Here is a 17,905-nt window from a genome sequence, read left to right as displayed (position 1 = left end):
CTTCCCCTTACGGGAAGGTCAAGTGAACGGCTAATAATAAAGGTCGTCGCTTCGCTCGCAGTATGCTAACGTTTAAATTCCGTGATGCAGTGGTAGAAGCAATGAAGACGTTTTTCAGAACAGTTTTGTTCGGTAGCCTGATGGCCGTATGCGCAAACAGCTACGCGCTTAGCGAGTCCGAAGCCGAAGATATGGCCGATTTAACGGCAGTTTTTGTTTTTCTGAAAAATGACTGTGGATACCAGAATTTGCCTAATGGGCAGATTCGTCGCGCACTGGTCTTTTTTGCCCAGCAAAACCAGTGGGATCTGAGTAATTACGACACCTTCAATATGAAAGCGCTGGGTGAAGACAGCTACCGCGATCTCAGCGGTATCGGCATCCCCACGGCAAAGAAATGCAAAGCACTGGCGCGTGATTCTCTGAGCCTGTTGGCCTACGTTAAATAATTTCCGGCGCAATCAGTATTGAGAGAGCCGTTACTCTGGCTGTACCAGCGTCAGGGCAACGGATTGCGCTTTTAATTCAGTCTGCGCGTTTGGCGGTAGATTCACATCGGTAACAACATCGGTAAAGCAACTAAGCGGCGCGACGTTAAATAATGAATGTGCACCATACTTACTGCTATCCGCCAGTAATACCTTCCGTTGGGCATTCGCAATAATTTCCTGCTTTAATCCCGCTTTGTCTTCCGTTGGCGTGGTTACACCCTTTTCCATACTCCAGGTATTACAACTCATAAAAGCGATATCGGGATAGACACTACGCAACATTTTCCGGCCAAACTCACCAATACAGGACTGGCTGCTGTCATCGATGCGCCCACCGACAATCGTCACCTCTATCTGACGGAATTCTGACAAAAACAGGGCAATGTGCAGATCAACGGTAATCACTCGCAGCGGCAAATGCGTCAGACATTTTGCCAGCTCCAGCATTGTGGTACCGGCATCAAGCACCACGGCATCGCCCGCACGCACCATTGAGGCGGCAAAACGCGCAATCGCCCGTTTCTCAGCAGGCGATCGCAGTTGCTTTTCGTTCGTGGTCGGCTGCGCCGCTTCAAAGCGCCGTAACGCAACACCGCCGTGGCTGCGGCTGATCACGCCCTGCTCATCCAGTTTGATGAGATCGCGCCTGATCGTTGCTGGAGAGGCGTCAACCGCGTCAACCAACTGTTCCACGGTAACCAGCGTATGATTTTTCAAATACGCCACAATCTTATCCAGACGATGTTGCCCTTTCATAACAGTAAATTACGCCAGTTGCATTGCCAGTTTGATCGATACGGCCATGCTCTCAGATTTTGCTTTTCCCGTCCAGGCGATATCAAATGCCGTACCGTGATCGGCAGAGGTACGAATAAACGGCAAACCTGCTGTGATATTTACACCGTCATAGAAACCAAGCAATTTCAGCGGGATATGCCCCTGATCGTGGTACATCGCCACCACCATGTCATATTGACCTTCATAAGCCTGTAAAAACACGGTATCCGGCGGGCACGGACCGTAAACATTCATCCCTTTCGCTTTCATATTCTCAATCGCGGGTCCGACAATACGAATTTCCTCATCGCCAAACAAACCATTCTCTCCGGCATGTGGATTCACCCCCGCAACGGCAATACGTGGATGTGCAAAGCCTACGCGCTTCAGGAAGGTATCCGCGATACCAATCACCGTTTCGACACGTTGCCCATTGAGCGTATCAAGGAATTTGCGCAGTGCGATATGCGTCGAAACATGGATAACTTTCAGCTTATCGGTGTACAGCACCATCGCGTAGTCACGGCTTTCGGTCAGCGTTGCCAGCAGCTCGGTATGTCCCGGATAATTGTGTCCGCCGAGATGCAGCGCCTCTTTGTTCAACGGCGCGGTCGCGATGGCATGCACATCCCCCTTCATCGCCAGTTCAGTCGCCCGTTTCACACAGCGATAGGCCAGATCGCCCGCCTGGGCCTGTACTTTTCCGGGAACAAGTTCTTCGGGTTGTGCCAACGGCTCATCAATCACATGAATCGTATCTGGCGTAAATCGGGCATCAGCAACCTGTTCGATTGCGCGAAATGTTACTCCGTCAGCCAACCCCTGAGCCTGCAATCGCTGCAGCGTTTTCAGGCACCCGACCACCACCAGCGGTGCACCATTAAGTTCATCTTCGCGTAGCGCTTTAACAATAATTTCCGGACCAATCCCCGCCGGATCTCCCATCGTAATCGCAATTGTTTTAGTTACCACGGTACATCTCCTCAATAAAATACAGCGCATCGCAAAGGGTCGTATCAGAACCGAATCCACCCGCTTTGGTAATTACCGGCAAGTCGTCAATCTCGCTATTCACAAACGTTCCGCACGGAATACAGGGGGCAACCTCACTGTGGATGCGATACCCTTCAGCACCCAACGCACTGGCGACCGCCGTGGCAATATCGCCTCCGGTCAGGAACAAACCGCCGATACGTGCTTGTTCAATAATGCGCAGCGTTGTCTCCCCAAGACGCTGACTCAGCAGTTCTCCCAACTGCTGGCGACTCATCCCCACGTTGAAGCACAGCGTGTCGATCATGTCCCGGTCTTCTGCACACCGACTGGTACGCAGGATTGTGTGTTGCTGCTGGCTCAACTGCGCGCAAGCCTGTTCAATAACAGAGTCCATTTCCGGTGCAAATGACGATGCAACCAACCGCGCGGCATCGATATCAACAACTTTTGCCCGGCCCTGACACACTGCTTTTTCCACCTGACGTCGCGTTGCCTCACTCATTGAGCCAGCCACAACCAACACCGGTAATTCCTGCTTCTCTTGCATAAACATTCCGGCCGGTAATGCATTGGCCAGCCCTGCCGCCCCTACGAGCAGCGGCATCTTTTTTTGCTCACAAACTGCCTGTGCAATGAGCGCGAGATCTCGCTCCTCCACAGCATCCACCACCACCATACATTCGCCGGCTTTTGCAAAAGCGCTCAGCAGCGCACTCAAACTTCCCCGACGCACATCCACCAGCGACACCTCATGTACAGGGATATCGCTTTGCAGCGCGACCAGTTCAGCTATACGCGAAGAGTGAATAGGCGTTTTTGGATCGTTGGAGAATTCCGTTTCCAGCAGCGGTACACCATGGACCAGGCACAAGCCATCCTGCGTGGTGCGCCCGGCAGCAGGAATCGCCGCCGCAATCACGGCCAGCGTCCGACCGGCTGTACGCATGGCTGCAGTGACTTCAGCGCCCACATTGCCACGGAATGTCGAGTCAATTTTTTTGTATACCAGCGGTGTTGTTACGTCCCCACACCATGGCGCTAACGCCTGTTGTACAGCCGTAGCGGCCTGCATTGCTGGCATCGCCCGGCTTTCCGTATTGATGACCAGAACATCGGCGCGGCGCGACGGTTTCTGCGCTGGGGTCAGCATTACTTCGGTACGCGCCCCTTTTTTCGCCAGTTGTACGCCGGTATCGTTAGAGCCCGTAAAGTCATCGGCGATAACGATCATTTTCATGCTTTCTTCTCCTGCACGGTCTGACGCGCCTGTTTTTTCGCGACCCACGACGTAAGAATTGGCGTCAGGATGGCGGTTGTAATGACTGACGCAGCGATCAGCGGCGCTGCCGCAGCGGCAACCTCTGCCAGCGAGGGATCGGCCTGTGCTATGGCCAGTGGCGTCGCGACGGCGTTCCCCGCCGTACTGGATGCCGCAGCACCAGCAATACCACTCCCGCCAACCAGACGATCGGCACGAATGTTAAAGAAGCCGCCCACAAAGGTGGTCAGCACGCCCAGCAGAATGCCCGCCAAACCGCCTTGCAGCAGCATTTTCAGGTTAATACCGGCTCCAAGGGCAAACGCAAAGAAAGGAATGAGCAGTGGGCCGCCTTTCGTCAGGAAGTCACGCATGTTGGCGTCGAGGTTGCCAAGGATCATGCCAACCACCAGCGGAACAAGAACCGCCACCAGCGCCATGATAGGAATATTTGCCATACCCGCCGCGCCCAGCGCTATCATGGTAAAGAAAGGTCCGTCATTCAGAGACAAAATGGAGATCGCGCCGACATCGCGTTCATTGCCAAACTCACCAACCAACGCCGCGTAAAGCCCACCATTGGAGTTACTCATTGCCGCAATAATGGCGACACCACTTAAGCCAAAGATGCCTTCCGCGCCAAACAGGTGTTCAACCCCGAGACCAATCGCAATCGCGACCAGTAACTTGGTCAGCGTAATCGTGCCGCCTTGTAGCAAAGCTTGCGGCGCGGCCTTTACACTAATTCCCGCACCCATACAGAGCAGGAACGCGCCAATCAAGGGAGCCGCGCCATTTTTAAATAAAGCAGTGGTGAATCCACCGATCTGCAACGCCTGCGGGGCAAAAGTGTTGATAATGGCACCGATAACCAACGGCACAACCATCATGCCGCCGGGTACGCGTTCTATTGCCTTCTTGATGTTCATGGTCTTCCCGCCTGTTGTTATGTTGTGATTAAATAAAATCATAAAGATTATATTTAATCAAAATAAGATCACAAACGCGCCAGATCACAGTTTTTTAATGATTAATAAAAATCAAACAATCATTCCAGGCGAAAAAAAAGCCGGGGTTGTCTCACCCGGCTTCATTGATATCTGAAATATCTCAGGATTGATGCACAAATTCGCGGTATGCCGCCACAACCTGAAGAAAGTCCTCTACACCACAAAGCGAAAAACTTTCTTCGTCGTAATAGCTCATCCCCTCTTCCATCTCATCTCCAGAGAACTCCAACTGATTAGCGCGAACCATCACTTCTTCGCCATCCAGCCAGAGCGTGTATTCATGCCCTGCTCGCTGCCAGGAGCGCTCACTGCCCTTAACCGCACGCGCCGCCTGCTCCACTTCATCAAGTAAGGCCAGGTTTTCTTTCACTTCTTCATTAAACCAGTGCCCCACCACCTCGTGGCCCATGGACATACGCACTTTTACCACCCCGGTAATATCGCGCAGAAATTCGTAATCCATAATGTCTTCCTCTACTCCCGGCAATGCGCCAATACCGCATCGCGCCTTGCTGTAATTATCGCAGCAGCGCGGCAGAAAAAAAGCGTAGTGGGTATAAGGAATAGAAATAAAAATGCCCGGAGAAGCAGACTTCTCCGGGCATTGATGTGTTTTTACACAAAACGCGTTAGCGCATTACACCGCGGTCTGGAAAATCACACCATCGGCTTTCTCCGTATACTGAGACAGCTGGTCGAAGTTCAGATAACGGTAAGTATCCACGGCAGTTTTATCCACCTGCGCCACATAGGTCTGGTACTCTTCCGCCGTCGGCAGTTTGCCGATCAGCGCCGCAACCGCCGCCAGCTCCGCAGAAGCCAGGTAGACGTTTGCCCCGGTACCTAAACGGTTCGGGAAGTTACGAGTAGAGGTCGAGACCACCGTTGCGCCGTCGGCGACACGCGCCTGGTTACCCATGCACAGAGAGCAGCCTGGAATTTCGATACGCGCACCGCTCTTACCGAACACGCTGTAATAACCTTCTTCGGTCAGCTGTGCCGCATCCATACGGGTTGGCGGAGCCACCCACAGACGCGTCGGCAGTTGGCCTTTGTGCGCATCCAGCAGCTTACCTGCGGCACGGAAATGGCCGATGTTAGTCATACAGGAGCCGATGAACACTTCGTCAATCTTCTCACCCTGTACGTCAGACAGCAGACGCGCGTCGTCCGGATCGTTCGGTGCACACAGGATTGGTTCTTTGATGTCAGCCAGGTCAATGTCGATCACCGCCGCGTATTCTGCGTCAGCGTCGGCTTCCAGCAACTGCGGATCCGCCAGCCATTTTTCCATGCCCTGCACACGACGTTCCAGCGTACGACGGTCGCCGTAGCCTTCCGCGATCATCCACTTCAGCAGAACAATGTTAGAGTTCAGATACTCAACGATCGGCTCTTTGTTCAGCTTGATGGTACAGCCCGCAGCAGAACGCTCTGCGGAAGCATCGGTCAGTTCGAACGCCTGCTCCACTTTGAGATCCGGCAGACCTTCGATTTCAAGGATGCGGCCAGAGAAGATGTTCTTCTTACCTTTCTTCTCAACGGTCAGTAGACCCTGTTTGATCGCGTACAGCGGAATGGCGTGAACCAGGTCACGCAGAGTGATACCCGGCTGCATTTTACCTTTGAAGCGCACCAGTACCGATTCCGGCATATCCAGCGGCATCACGCCGGTCGCTGCAGCAAACGCCACCAAACCAGAACCTGCCGGGAAGGAGATCCCGATAGGGAAACGGGTATGGGAGTCACCACCGGTACCTACGGTATCCGGCAGCAGCATACGGTTCAGCCAGGAGTGGATAACGCCGTCGCCCGGACGCAGGGAGACACCGCCACGGTTCATGATGAAGTCTGGCAGCGTATGGTGCGTATTGACATCCACCGGCTTCGGATAGGCAGCGGTGTGACAGAAGGACTGCATCACCAGGTCAGCTGAGAAGCCCAGGCACGCCAGGTCTTTCAGTTCGTCACGGGTCATTGGGCCGGTGGTATCCTGAGATCCCACGGAGGTCATCTTCGGTTCGCAGTACGCGCCCGGACGGATACCTTTCACGCCGCAGGCGCGGCCAACCATTTTCTGTGCCAGGGAGAAGCCACGGCTGCTTTCCGCCACGTCTTTCGCCTGACGGAAGACGTCTGAGTGCGGCAGACCCAGCGCTTCGCGCGCTTTGGTGGTCAGGCCACGACCGATGATCAGCGGAATACGACCACCGGCACGTACTTCGTCGATCAGGACTTCGGTTTTCAGCTCAAAGCTGGCCAGCAGTTCGCCTGTTTCGTGGTTGCGTACTTCGCCTTTGAACGGGTAAACGTCAATCACGTCGCCCATGTTCATGTTCGACACGTCCACTTCAATCGGCAGTGCGCCCGCATCTTCCATGGTGTTGAAGAAGATAGGTGCAATTTTGCCGCCGAGGCACAGGCCGCCGCCGCGCTTGTTCGGCACATGAGGAATGTCGTCACCCATGAACCACAGCACGGAGTTGGTCGCGGATTTACGCGAAGAACCGGTACCAACAACATCACCCACATAAGCCAGCGGGTAACCTTTTTTCTGCAATTCTTCGATCTGTTTGATCGGGCCAACTACACCCGGTTGATCCGGTTCGATACCTTCACGGGCGTTTTTCAGCATCGCCAGCGCGTGCAGCGGGATATCCGGGCGGGACCATGCGTCCGGTGCCGGAGAGAGGTCATCGGTGTTGGTTTCACCGGTCACTTTAAAGACGGTAACGGTGATTTTTTCAGCCAGAGCCGGACGGTTCAGGAACCATTCGGCATCGGCCCAGGATTGCATTACCTGCTTCGCATATTCGTTGCCCGCTTTGGCTTTTTCTTCCACATCGTAGAAGTTATCGAACATCAGCAGCGTTGAAGAGAGCGCTTTGGCGGCAATCGGTGCCAGTTTGGCGTCATCCAGCGCGTCGATCAGCGGATGAATGTTGTAACCACCCTGCATGGTGCCCAGCAGTTCAATGGCTTTTTCTGGGGTAACCAGCGGGGAGGTGGTGTCGCCTTTCGCGACGGCAGCGAGAAAACCGGCTTTAACATAAGCGGCTTCATCTACGCCAGGAGGAACACGGTTGATCAACAGGTCTAACAGGAATTCTTCTTCGCCCACAGGCGGGGTCTTCAGCAGCTCGACAAGTGCGGCCATTTGGGTTGCGTCTAAAGGTTTTGGCACAATCCCCTGGGCAGCACGCTCAGCTACGTGCTTACGGTATTCTTCTAGCACGACGATATCTCCTCGCTCTCATTGTCATAATGCGGCGCTTTTGTAGATGGGCGATTCTCTTCACGCTCCTGTGAGACAGTAGTTAGTAGGGTAAATGCCCGGTACCGCATAAGGCACAATAACAGGATTTTCATTAAGTGTTAATCCGTTTACAAAAAAGCAACATAAAAAATTGGCTGAATCGTTAAGAATGGTGTAGCGGCAAGGAGGAACGCAATTCAGGCTACCTAAAACCACCCTGAAACAGTTGATTTTCAAGCGCGAGATGCTGAATTTTCCAGCGACTTTTCAGCCATCAGATATAATTGTGTAATAAATCCTCACACTCTTTTTCCGGACCTACCGGGTGAATCCCCAATAAAAGTCAAAACTGTCTAACACGGGTGAATAATACTCGCGGCAACAGGAACGCCTCACGGCACAGCGCTTGTCTCGTTGGAGTCATTTTATGAAGTTGCCCCTTAAGCCACATCTGCTTGTCCTTTTGTGCAGTGTCGGGCTGTTTGCCGCCTCAGGCGTGATGTTCGTTAAAAGTCGTGCTACGGAGCCTGCGGCTCCGGCCCCCGTTGCACAGCAACCGTCAGCACCGGCTCCAGCGCCAATAGCGGCCCCTGCCCCGGCCGACCAAACAGCGCCCGTCGTGGCACCAACCTACTCGGCAGCACAAATCGATCAGTGGGTTGCACCTATCGCACTCTATCCAGACTCGCTGCTGTCGCAAATTTTGATGGCCTCAACCTATCCGGCTAACGTCATCCAGGCCGCACAGTGGTCAAAAGACAATCCCAAAATGCAGGGCGATGCCGCCATTCAGGCCGTTGCCAGCCAGCCCTGGGATCCCAGCGTGAAATCGCTGGTCGCCTTTCCCCAGTTGATGTCGCTGATGGGTGAAAATCCGCCGTGGGTACAAAGTCTGGGCGATGCTTTCCTTGCGCAGCCAAAAGATGTTATGGATTCCGTTCAACGCCTGCGTGCACTGGCGCAACAGACCGGTGCGTTGCAATCGACACCGCAGCAGACAGTCACCACGAGTGTGAAAAATGTGCCTCCTCCTCGTACCCAAACTCAAGAAGGAGTAACAGTTCAATCGACGGCCCCACCGGCTCCAACGGTAATCAAAATTGAATCCGCCGATCCGCAGGTGGTGTACGTTCCTACCTATAACCCGAATACGGTTTACGGTACCTGGCCGAACACCGCCTATCCGCCAACCTATCTGCCGCCAACGCCCGGTGAGCAGTTTGGTAACAGCTTCGTTAATGGTTTAGGCTTCAGCCTCGGTGTTGCAACAACCTATGCCATCTTCAGCAACATCGACTGGGATGACGACGACGATCACCATCATAATGATGACTGGGATAACCATGGCGGCTATAACCGTAATGGTGATAACAACATCAATATTAACGTTGATAACTTTAATAAAATCAGTGGACAACGACTGACAGACGCCAACCGTACCTGGCAGCACAACCCGGCCTATCGTGAGGGTGTGCCATACCCAAATAACCAGCTCAATAACCGCTTCCACTCCACTAACACGGCTACAGGTTTAAGTTCAACCCAGCAAAGACCGGTCAACCGTGATAGCCAACGCCAGGCTGCGATGAGCCAAATGGAAAAATCAACGGGAAAAACATTCCCGCAGACGGCGCGTACGGGCACGAAAGACGCCCAGCGTCAGGCATCCAGCCAACAGCTGAAGCAAATTTCCCAACGTAATAACTACCGTGGTTACGATACCAAACCGCAAACCGCGAAACGGACAAGCATACAGCAACGTGAAAATCGTCAGGCAGTCGCCCAGCGACAGGAGAAACGGGTCACGCAACCGGCGCAGCAACGCAATGTGCAACAGCGCAATCTTCAACAACGGACCAGCCAGCCACGCGCCAATGCGCTGAGCGGGAACGACAGTCGCTCCGCCAACTGGCAGGCGCAGCAACAGCGAGGGGCACAGAGCCGGCAGGTCGCCCGTAATCGGCCATCGCGCCAGCCTTCTGGCGGGCGTGCTGAACACCGTGAATTCCGTCATCGTTAAGGGAGCCGACATGAAAAATAAACTACTCAGTGGAATGGTGTTGTTCATGGTTTCGGCTGCCGCGATGGCACAACAATCCTTCAGCACACCAGACCAGGCGACCGATGCGCTGGCAAACGCGATTAGTGAGCAAAATGAAAGTGCAATGAGCAACCTGCTCGGGGAAAACTGGCGTGATTTTCTACCGCCAGAAGGCGTCGATCCTGATGCGGTTGATCGTTTCCTGCGCGACTGGAAGGTTCGCCATAATACCGTTGTCGACGGCAATACCGCGCATTTGGTGGTCGGGGATAGCGACTGGCAATTGCCAATCCCGGTCGTCAAAAACGCTTCAGGCTGGCAATTTGATATCAAGGAAGCGGCCGAAGAGATCCTGACCCGTGAGATTGGACGAAACGAACTCGCGGCTATCGAGGCGTTACACGCTTATGTAGATGCCCAGCAGAGCTATTTTGCGATGAACCAGAAATACGCGCAAAAGATTGTCAGTTCTGAAGGGAAAAAAGATGGTCTGTACTGGCCTGTTTCACCCGGCGAAGCGCCAAGCCCGCTCGGCCCGGCCTTTAGTCCACAGGAACCTGGCACGGGCTATCACGGCTATCATTTTCGTATCCTTCCCGACAAAACCAGCGGTTTTGCCATGGTGGCCTGGCCTGTTAGCTATGATCACACCGGCGTGATGAGTTTTATGATTAACGGTGATGATAAAGTCTATCAGGCCGATCTCGGCGTTGATTCTCAGCAAAAAGCACAGGCGTTAACCACATTCCATCCGGATAAAACCTGGCAGCCCGTAGCGCCCTGATACCAATTCGAAAGATTAGTTGGCCGGGTAAGGCGTAGCCGCCCCCCGGCAACCCACAGCAAATTACAGGATGTTAGCGACAGATTTCGCCAACTGAGCTTCCAGAACCGGCTTCGCTTCTTCGAACTTCAGATTCACTTTGTTAGCATTAGACACGACGCGAGTCTGATATTTTGCACGATCGCCTTGCGCGCTGCTGGTTTGCAACTTGATACCGGATGTCCCTTGACGCAACGCCGCAACGTTATCCGTTGTCACTTTCGCTTTGCTGCGTTCAGAGATCTGCAGGTCAGTGACCATGGTGTAGTTTACATCTTCCACCATCGCATCCGCAGCCATGCCGATCAGCCCCGCCGCGATACCAACACCCAGCGCCGCACCAGAGGAGTTGCTATTGTAGGCGGTAATCCCCGCACCCAACGCTGCGCCCATCGCGGCACCTTCATAACCCGTTTTCAGGAAGCCCTGAGCTTCACGCAGATCCATTTTGTCCGCTTTCAATACGTTCGCCTGTACCCAGTAATAAGCGCTGTCTGGTGAGCTGGTCACCTTATAACCTTTCGCGGACAGGTCATTTGCCAGCAGAGTTTGCAGGTTACTCATGTCTTTGTCAGAGGTATTTTTTACCTGAATGTAGACGGTCTTCTCGCTGGAAGGCTCCAGCCAGATGGTTTCACTCATCTGCGTTTTCACTTCAAGGTTACGTTTTTTAACGGCGGTGGTCATCGCGCCACAACCGGTCAGTGTCATTGTCGCGACAATCATGCCAACAACCGCGATTTTTTTTAAAGACATGTATTTTCCTTTTTTCGTGTAATAGAGAGTCCAGAGCCTCTTAACCGCGCGGCCAGTAGCCACACAATGGCGAAAAAAGTATCGGCAGTTGCGCAATTTTTTTTAGTGGAGATATCAATAAGATGACTACCAGAACTGGTAGCTTTCGGGAAAAAAAACGCCTCCGAAGAGGCGTTTTCACAAAAGCGGGAAAATTACTTTTTCTTCGCTTTCGGGTTCGGCAGGTCGGTGATGCTACCTTCGAACACTTCAGCTGCCAGACCAACGGACTCGTGCAGAGTCGGGTGAGCGTGGATGGTCAGCGCGATGTCTTCAGCGTCACAGCCCATTTCGATCGCCAGACCGATTTCACCCAGCAGCTCGCCGCCGTTGGTACCGACAATCGCACCACCGATCACACGGTGAGATTCTTTGTCGAAAATCAGTTTGGTCATACCGTCTGCGCAGTCAGAAGCGATAGCACGGCCAGAAGCAGCCCACGGGAAGGTGGCCGTTTCGTAGCTGATGCCTTTTTCTTTCGCTTCTTTCTCAGTCAGGCCAACCCATGCAACTTCTGGTTCAGTGTACGCGATGGATGGAATAACTTTCGGATCGAAGTAGTGTTTCTTACCGGCGATAACTTCAGCGGCAACGTGACCTTCGTGAACACCTTTGTGCGCCAGCATCGGCTGACCGACGATATCGCCGATAGCAAAGATGTGCGGCACGTTGGTGCGCAGCTGTTTGTCAACGCGGATGAAGCCACGGTCATCAACTTCAACGCCAGCTTTGCCCGCGTCGAGGTTTTTACCGTTCGGTACACGACCGATCGCTACCAGCACAGCATCGTAACGCTGAGCTTCGGCAGGGGCTTTTTTGCCTTCCATGGAAACGTAGATACCGTCTTCTTTCGCTTCAACGGCAGTCACTTTGGTTTCCAGCATCAGGTTGAATTTCTTGCTGATGCGCTTGGTGAAGACTTTAACCACGTCTTTGTCGGCAGCTGGGATAACCTGGTCGAACATTTCAACCACGTCGATCTCTGAACCCAGTGCATGGTACACGGTACCCATTTCCAGACCGATAATACCGCCGCCCATAACCAGCAGGCGCTTAGGAACAGTTTTCAGTTCCAGCGCGTCAGTGGAGTCCCACACGCGCGGATCTTCGTGCGGAATGAACGGCAGTTCGATCGGACGGGAACCCGCCGCGATGATCGCGTTGTCGAAGTTGATTACGGTTTTGCCGTTTTCGCCTTCAACTTCCAGGGTGTTCGCCCCGGTAAATTTACCCAGACCGTTAACCACTTTCACTTTACGGCCTTTGGCCATACCAGCCAGACCGCCAGTCAGTTGAGTGATAACTTTTTCTTTCCAGGTACGAATCTTGTCGATATCGGTTTTCGGCTCGCCAAAAACGATACCGTGTTCAGCCAGCGCTTTGGCTTCTTCGATAACTTTTGCTACGTGCAGCAACGCTTTAGAAGGGATACAGCCGACGTTCAGACAAACACCACCGAGGGTGCTGTAACGTTCTACTATGACGGTCTCCAGACCTAAATCTGCGCAACGGAAGGCAGCAGAGTAACCTGCAGGGCCTGCCCCAAGTACCACGACCTGAGTTTTGATTTCAGTGCTCATCATGACCTCTTAATTTATACCCGTCGTCCACCGGGTCGTTCTATCCGCCCGTATTTTACAAAATTGTTAACAATTTTGAAACAACAAACGGCAACCGATTTGTCTTTCGCACAATAACCTCACTGACTTCATGAGATTACCAGAAAAAAGCCGGCCGTCGGGCCGGCTTTTTCGCTTACATCACCAGGCGGCGAATGTCAGACAGCATGTTGTTGATGATGGTGATAAAGCGCGCACCATCCGCACCGTCAATTACACGGTGGTCGAAGGAGAGCGAAATCGGCATCATCAGACGCGGCATAAACTCTTTACCGTTCCACACTGGCTCCATAGAGGACTTGGAGACACCGAGGATAGCCACTTCCGGCGCGTTCACAATCGGCGCGAAGTGGGTAGTACCCAGGCCACCGATGCTGGAGATGGTGAAGCAACCGCCCTGCATTTCGCCAGCAGTCAGCTTGCCATCACGCGCTTTCTTGGAGATCACGGTCAGTTCACGAGACAGCTCGGTAATGCTCTTCTTGTTCACGTCTTTGAAGACCGGAACAACCAGACCATTCGGAGTATCAACCGCTACACCGATGTTGATGTATTTCTTCAGGGTCAGGCGCTGACCGTCTTCAGACAGGGAGCTGTTGAAGCGCGGCATCTGTTCCAGAGCTGCGGCAACGGCTTTCATGATGAAGACTACTGGGGTGAATTTCACGTCCAGTTTACGTTTTTCAGCTTCGGCGTTCTGCTGTTTACGGAACGCTTCCAGATCGGTGATATCGGTCTTATCGAAGTGAGTAACGTGTGGGATCATCACCCAGTTACGGCTCAGGTTAGCACCAGAGATTTTCTGGATACGGCCCAGTTCCACTTCTTCGATTTCACCAAACTTGCTGAAGTCCACTTTCGGCCAAGGCAGCATGCCCGGGATACCGCCGCCTGCTGCTGCAGCCGGAGCCGCTTCAGCACGCTTGATAGCGTCTTTCACGTAAGCCTGAACGTCTTCACGCAGGATACGACCTTTACGGCCAGAACCTTTCACTTTCGCCAGGTTCACACCGAATTCGCGCGCCAGGCGACGAATCAGCGGTGTTGCATGAACGTAAGCGTCGTTTTCAGCAAACTCAGATTTGCCTTCCGCTTTCGCGGCCGGAGCTGCGGCTTGCGCAGGCGCTGGTGCTGCGGCCGGAGCCGGAGCAGCTGCTTGTGCTGGAGCGGCTGCAGGTGCTGCGCCTTCGACTTCGAAGACCATAATCAGAGAACCGGTTTTAACTTTGTCACCAGTGCTGATTTTGATTTCTTTCACGGTGCCCGCGAACGGTGCCGGAACTTCCATTGACGCTTTATCGCCTTCAACGGTGATCAGTGACTGCTCAGCGGCAATTTTATCGCCCACTTTAACCATCACTTCAGTGACTTCGACTTCGTCACCGCCGATATCCGGTACGTTAACTTCTTTCGAGCCGGAAGCAGCCGGAGCCGCCGCTGCTGCTGGAGCAGCCGCCTGAGCCGGTGCTGCAGCAGGCGCTGCGCCCGCTACTTCGAAGACCATAATCAGGGAACCGGTAGACACTTTGTCGCCGGTGTTGATTTTGATCTCTTTAACGGTACCTGCGAACGGTGCCGGAACTTCCATTGACGCTTTGTCACCTTCAACGGTGATCAGAGACTGTTCAGCCGCAACGGTGTCACCCACTTTAACCATGATCTCGGTAACTTCAACTTCGTCGCCGCCGATGTCCGGTACGTGTACGTCTTTCGCCGCCGCAGCAGCAGGTGCTGCTGCCGGAGCCGCTTCTTTCTTCTCTTCTGCCGGAGCAGGTGCAGCTGCTGCTGCACCGTCGGCGGAATCGAAAATCATGATCAGTTTGCCGGTCTCAGTTTTATCGCCAACAGAGACTTTGATCTCTTTAACGATACCAGCCTGAGGAGACGGAACTTCCATAGAGGCTTTGTCGCCTTCTACGGTGATCAGCGACTGTTCAGCTTCAACTTTGTCGCCCACTTTGACCAGGATCTCGGTGATTTCAACTTCATCAGCCCCGATGTCCGGTACATTGATTTCGATAGCCATTATTCTTTTACCTCTTACGCCAGACGCGGGTTAACTTTATCTGCATCGATGTTGAATTTGGTGATTGCGTCTGCAACCACTTTCTTATCGATTTCGCCACGTTTAGCCAGTTCGCCCAGGGCCGCTACAACCACGTAGGAAGCATCAACTTCGAAGTGGTGACGCAGGTTTTCACGGCTGTCAGAGCGACCGAAACCGTCAGTACCCAGTACGCGATAATCATCAGCCGGTACATAAGTACGAACCTGTTCGGCAAACAGTTTCATATAGTCAGTAGATGCTACTGCCGGAGCGTCGTTCATCACCTGAGCGATGTACGGAACGCGCGGAGTTTCCATCGGGTGCAGCATGTTCCAGCGCTCACAATCCTGGCCATCACGCGCCAGTTCAGTGAAGGAGGTTACGCTGTAAACGTCAGACCCTACACCGTAGTCGTTCGCCAGGATCTGTGCTGCTTCACGGACGTGACGCAGGATAGAACCGGAGCCCAGCAGCTGAACTTTACCTTTCTTACCTTCGAGGGTTTCGAGTTTGTAGATACCTTTACGGATACCTTCCTCGGCACCTGCTGGCATTGCCGGCATGTGGTAGTTTTCGTTCAGCGTGGTGATGTAGTAGTAAACGTTCTCTTGTTTCTCACCGTACATACGCTCCAGACCATCGTGCATGATGACCGCAACTTCGTACGCGTAAGACGGATCGTAAGAGATACAGTTCGGGATAGTCAGAGACTGAATATGGCTGTGACCATCTTCGTGCTGCAGACCTTCACCGTTCAGCGTCGTACGACCGGAAGTACCACCAATCAGGAAGCCACGAGCCTGTTGGTCGCCTGCCTGCCAGCACAGGTCACCGATACGCTGGAACCCGAACATGGAGTAGTAGATGTAGAACGGAATCATCGGCAGATCGTTGGTGCTGTAAGAGGTCGCAGCAGCCAGCCAGGATGCGCCAGCACCCAGTTCGTTGATACCTTCCTGCAGGATCTGACCTTTCTCGTCTTCTTTATAGTAAGCAACCTGCTCACGGTCCTGCGGGGTGTACTGCTGACCGTTCGGGCTGTAGATACCGATCTGACGGAACAGACCTTCCATACCGAAAGTACGTGCTTCATCAGCGATGATCGGAACCAGACGATCTTTGATCGACTTGTTCTTCAGCATCACGTTCAGGGCACGAACGAAAGCGATAGTGGTGGAGATTTCTTTGTTCTGCTCTTCCAGCAGCGCACCGAAGTCTTCCAGAGCCGGCAGTTCCAGCTTCTCAGTGAAGTTCGGCTGACGAGCTGGCAGGTAGCCATGCAGTTTCTGACGCTGAGCGTGCAGATAAGTGTGCTCTTCAGAACCTTCCGGGAAGGTGATGTAAGACAGGTTTTCAACCTGCTCATCGGTCACAGGAACGTTGAAACGGTCGCGGATATAACGCACGCCGTCCATGTTCATTTTCTTAACCTGGTGAGCGATGTTTTTACCTTCAGCGGTGTCACCCATGCCGTAACCTTTGATGGTATGGGCGAGGATTACAGTTGCTTTGCCTTTGGTTTCCTGCGCTTTTTTCAGTGCAGCGTAAACTTTCTTCGGATCGTGACCACCGCGGTTCAGAGACCAAATCTGCTCATCAGTCCAGTCAGCAACCAGTGCTGCGGTTTCCGGGTATTTACCGAAGAAGTGCTCACGTACATATGCGCCATCTTTGGATTTGAAGGTCTGGTAGTCGCCGTCAACGGTTTCGTTCATCAGCTGGATCAGTTTACCGCTGGTGTCTTTACGCAGCAGCTCATCCCAACGACCGCCCCACATGACTTTGATAACGTTCCAGCCAGCGCCCGCGAAGATGCCTTCCAGTTCGTTAACAATCTTGCCGTTACCGGTTACCGGGCCGTCAAGACGCTGCAGGTTACAGTTGATAACAAAGACCAGGTTGTCCAGTTTTTCACGGGTCGCGATGGTGATCGCACCTTTTGATTCTGGCTCATCCATCTCGCCGTCGCCCAGGAAGGCGTAAACGGTTTGTTTAGAGGTATCTTTCAGACCACGGTGTTCCAGATATTTCAGGAATTTAGCCTGGTAGATAGCACCGATTGGGCCCAGACCCATAGATACGGTCGGGAACTGCCAGAATTCTGGCATCAGTTTCGGGTGCGGGTAGGAAGACAGGCCTTTGCCATGTACTTCCTGACGGAAGTTGTTCATCTGCTCTTCAGTCAGACGACCTTCCAGGAATGCGCGTGCGTAGATGCCCGGAGAGATGTGACCCTGGAAGTACACCAGATCGCCGCCATCTTGCTCGTTGCGTGCACGGAAGAAGTGGTTGAAGCAAACATCATATACCGTTGCGGAGGACTGGAAGGATGCCATGTGGCCACCCAGCTCGAGGTCCTTTTTAGACGCGCGCAGTACGGTCATGATGGCGTTCCAACGGATAGCAGAACGAATACGACGTTCCAGCTCCAGATTGCCCGGGTATTCCGGTTCATCTTCAACGGCAATAGTGTTTACATAATTGCTGGCCCCTGCACCTGCCGCTACTTTCACGCCGCCTTTGCGGGCTTCTGAAAGCAGTTGGTCGATCAGATACTGAGCACGCTCAACACCTTCTTCACGGATGACCGATTCGATCGCCTGTAGCCAGTCGCGAGTTTCGATCGGATCCACGTCATTTGGGAAACGTTCTGACATGGGGGTATTCCTTATCTATCTAATACGTTGAGTTATCTGGAACCTGTCCCATTACGTTCTCGCCAGAGAGCGTAATAAGACAGGTTCTGCGTTTAGTTGCCGCGCACTTTATATGGCGCTTGATTTACAACATCT

General features: G+C 53.2%; 13 protein-coding genes. 3 read left to right on the top strand and 10 right to left on the bottom strand.

All coding sequences use genetic code 11. The features are described from left to right. Nucleotides 1-101 precede the first annotated feature (101 nt). Nucleotides 102-449, top strand: coding sequence for a YacC family pilotin-like protein (locus C2U41_RS01000; RefSeq protein WP_003018667.1), 348 nt, complete (start codon nt 102-104; stop codon nt 447-449). A 30-nt stretch (nt 450-479) separates the two neighbouring features. On the opposite strand, the gene C2U41_RS00995 is transcribed toward C2U41_RS01000, so the two are convergent. The 6 genes from C2U41_RS00995 to acnB form a co-directional block, all read right to left on the bottom strand. After that, nucleotides 480-1,247 (bottom strand): DeoR/GlpR family DNA-binding transcription regulator, encoded by a 768-nt coding sequence (locus C2U41_RS00995; RefSeq protein ID WP_008786221.1) that lies wholly within the window; start codon nt 1,245-1,247, stop codon nt 480-482. 9 nt (nt 1,248-1,256) lie between these two features. After that, a complete protein-coding gene (locus tag C2U41_RS00990; protein WP_103848361.1) occupies nt 1,257-2,240 on the bottom strand; it encodes a D-threonate 4-phosphate dehydrogenase in 984 nt (327 codons plus the stop codon). Further along, nucleotides 2,230-3,501: a D-threonate kinase gene (gene dtnK, locus C2U41_RS00985; RefSeq protein WP_103848360.1), complete on the bottom strand. Its 1,272-nt coding sequence runs from the start codon at nt 3,499-3,501 to the stop codon at nt 2,230-2,232. The genes C2U41_RS00990 and dtnK overlap by 11 nt, the downstream gene beginning before the upstream one ends. Further along, on the bottom strand, nt 3,498-4,451 hold the full coding sequence (locus C2U41_RS00980) for a 2-keto-3-deoxygluconate permease 1 (RefSeq protein ID WP_103848359.1): 954 nt from the start codon (nt 4,449-4,451) through the stop codon (nt 3,498-3,500). Before C2U41_RS00980 ends, dtnK begins: the two co-directional genes overlap by 4 nt. Before the next feature lie 181 nt (nt 4,452-4,632). Continuing rightward, a complete protein-coding gene (yacL, locus tag C2U41_RS00975; RefSeq protein WP_020996227.1) occupies nt 4,633-4,995 on the bottom strand; it encodes a protein YacL in 363 nt (120 codons plus the stop codon). A 174-nt stretch (nt 4,996-5,169) separates the two neighbouring features. Further along, the gene (gene acnB, locus C2U41_RS00970) at nt 5,170-7,767 is read right to left on the bottom strand and encodes a bifunctional aconitate hydratase 2/2-methylisocitrate dehydratase (RefSeq protein WP_003829483.1); all 2,598 of its coding nucleotides are present in this window, start codon (nt 7,765-7,767) and stop codon (nt 5,170-5,172) included. 448 nt (nt 7,768-8,215) lie between these two features. Between acnB and C2U41_RS00955 the strand changes: the two genes are divergently transcribed. Together C2U41_RS00955 and C2U41_RS00950 are read left to right on the top strand one after the other, a co-directional pair. After that, a complete protein-coding gene (locus C2U41_RS00955) occupies nt 8,216-9,808 on the top strand; it encodes a DUF3300 domain-containing protein (RefSeq protein WP_103848358.1) in 1,593 nt (530 codons plus the stop codon). Nucleotides 9,809-9,818: 10 nt separating this feature from the next. Next, complete coding sequence (locus C2U41_RS00950) at nt 9,819-10,613, top strand: DUF2950 family protein (protein ID WP_016149562.1); 795 nt, start codon at nt 9,819-9,821, stop codon at nt 10,611-10,613. A 63-nt stretch (nt 10,614-10,676) separates the two neighbouring features. Here the strand turns inward: C2U41_RS00950 and traT are convergent, their stop codons facing one another. From traT to aceE, 4 genes are all read right to left on the bottom strand, one after another. After that, nucleotides 10,677-11,408, bottom strand: coding sequence for a complement resistance protein TraT (gene traT / locus C2U41_RS00945; protein ID WP_003837465.1), 732 nt, complete (start codon nt 11,406-11,408; stop codon nt 10,677-10,679). 194 nt (nt 11,409-11,602) lie between these two features. Next, nucleotides 11,603-13,027 (bottom strand): dihydrolipoyl dehydrogenase, encoded by a 1,425-nt coding sequence (gene lpdA, locus C2U41_RS00940; RefSeq protein ID WP_003018686.1) that lies wholly within the window; start codon nt 13,025-13,027, stop codon nt 11,603-11,605. 175 nt (nt 13,028-13,202) lie between these two features. Further along, complete coding sequence (aceF, locus tag C2U41_RS00935) at nt 13,203-15,092, bottom strand: pyruvate dehydrogenase complex dihydrolipoyllysine-residue acetyltransferase (RefSeq protein ID WP_003018689.1); 1,890 nt, start codon at nt 15,090-15,092, stop codon at nt 13,203-13,205. A 14-nt stretch (nt 15,093-15,106) separates the two neighbouring features. Then, entirely contained in the window at nt 15,107-17,770 is a 2,664-nt protein-coding gene (gene aceE, locus C2U41_RS00930; RefSeq protein ID WP_003837462.1) for a pyruvate dehydrogenase (acetyl-transferring), homodimeric type, read from the bottom strand. Nucleotides 17,771-17,905: the final 135 nt, after the last annotated feature.

Origin of the sequence: Citrobacter freundii complex sp. CFNIH4 (genome assembly GCF_002934505.1) — a bacterium.
GTDB classification, from domain to species: domain Bacteria; phylum Pseudomonadota; class Gammaproteobacteria; order Enterobacterales; family Enterobacteriaceae; genus Citrobacter; species Citrobacter freundii.
Note: the sequence above shows the minus strand (reverse complement) of the source record. Positions and strands in the feature narration are given on the sequence as shown.

What these genes read in the sequence shown, in the direction of transcription:
- C2U41_RS00980 (WP_103848359.1), bottom strand. Translation starts at nt 4,451, where the DNA reads ATGAACATCAAGAAGGCAATAGAACGCGTACCCGGCGGCATGATGGTT.
- aceF (WP_003018689.1), bottom strand. Translation starts at nt 15,092, where the DNA reads ATGGCTATCGAAATCAATGTACCGGACATCGGGGCTGATGAAGTTGAA.
- yacL (WP_020996227.1), bottom strand. Translation starts at nt 4,995, where the DNA reads ATGGATTACGAATTTCTGCGCGATATTACCGGGGTGGTAAAAGTGCGT.
- dtnK (WP_103848360.1), bottom strand. Translation starts at nt 3,501, where the DNA reads ATGAAAATGATCGTTATCGCCGATGACTTTACGGGCTCTAACGATACC.
- C2U41_RS00995 (WP_008786221.1), bottom strand. Translation starts at nt 1,247, where the DNA reads ATGAAAGGGCAACATCGTCTGGATAAGATTGTGGCGTATTTGAAAAAT.
- lpdA (WP_003018686.1), bottom strand. Translation starts at nt 13,027, where the DNA reads ATGAGCACTGAAATCAAAACTCAGGTCGTGGTACTTGGGGCAGGCCCT.
- aceE (WP_003837462.1), bottom strand. Translation starts at nt 17,770, where the DNA reads ATGTCAGAACGTTTCCCAAATGACGTGGATCCGATCGAAACTCGCGAC.
- C2U41_RS00955 (WP_103848358.1), top strand. Translation starts at nt 8,216, where the DNA reads ATGAAGTTGCCCCTTAAGCCACATCTGCTTGTCCTTTTGTGCAGTGTC.
- C2U41_RS00950 (WP_016149562.1), top strand. Translation starts at nt 9,819, where the DNA reads ATGAAAAATAAACTACTCAGTGGAATGGTGTTGTTCATGGTTTCGGCT.
- C2U41_RS01000 (WP_003018667.1), top strand. Translation starts at nt 102, where the DNA reads ATGAAGACGTTTTTCAGAACAGTTTTGTTCGGTAGCCTGATGGCCGTA.
- traT (WP_003837465.1), bottom strand. Translation starts at nt 11,408, where the DNA reads ATGTCTTTAAAAAAAATCGCGGTTGTTGGCATGATTGTCGCGACAATG.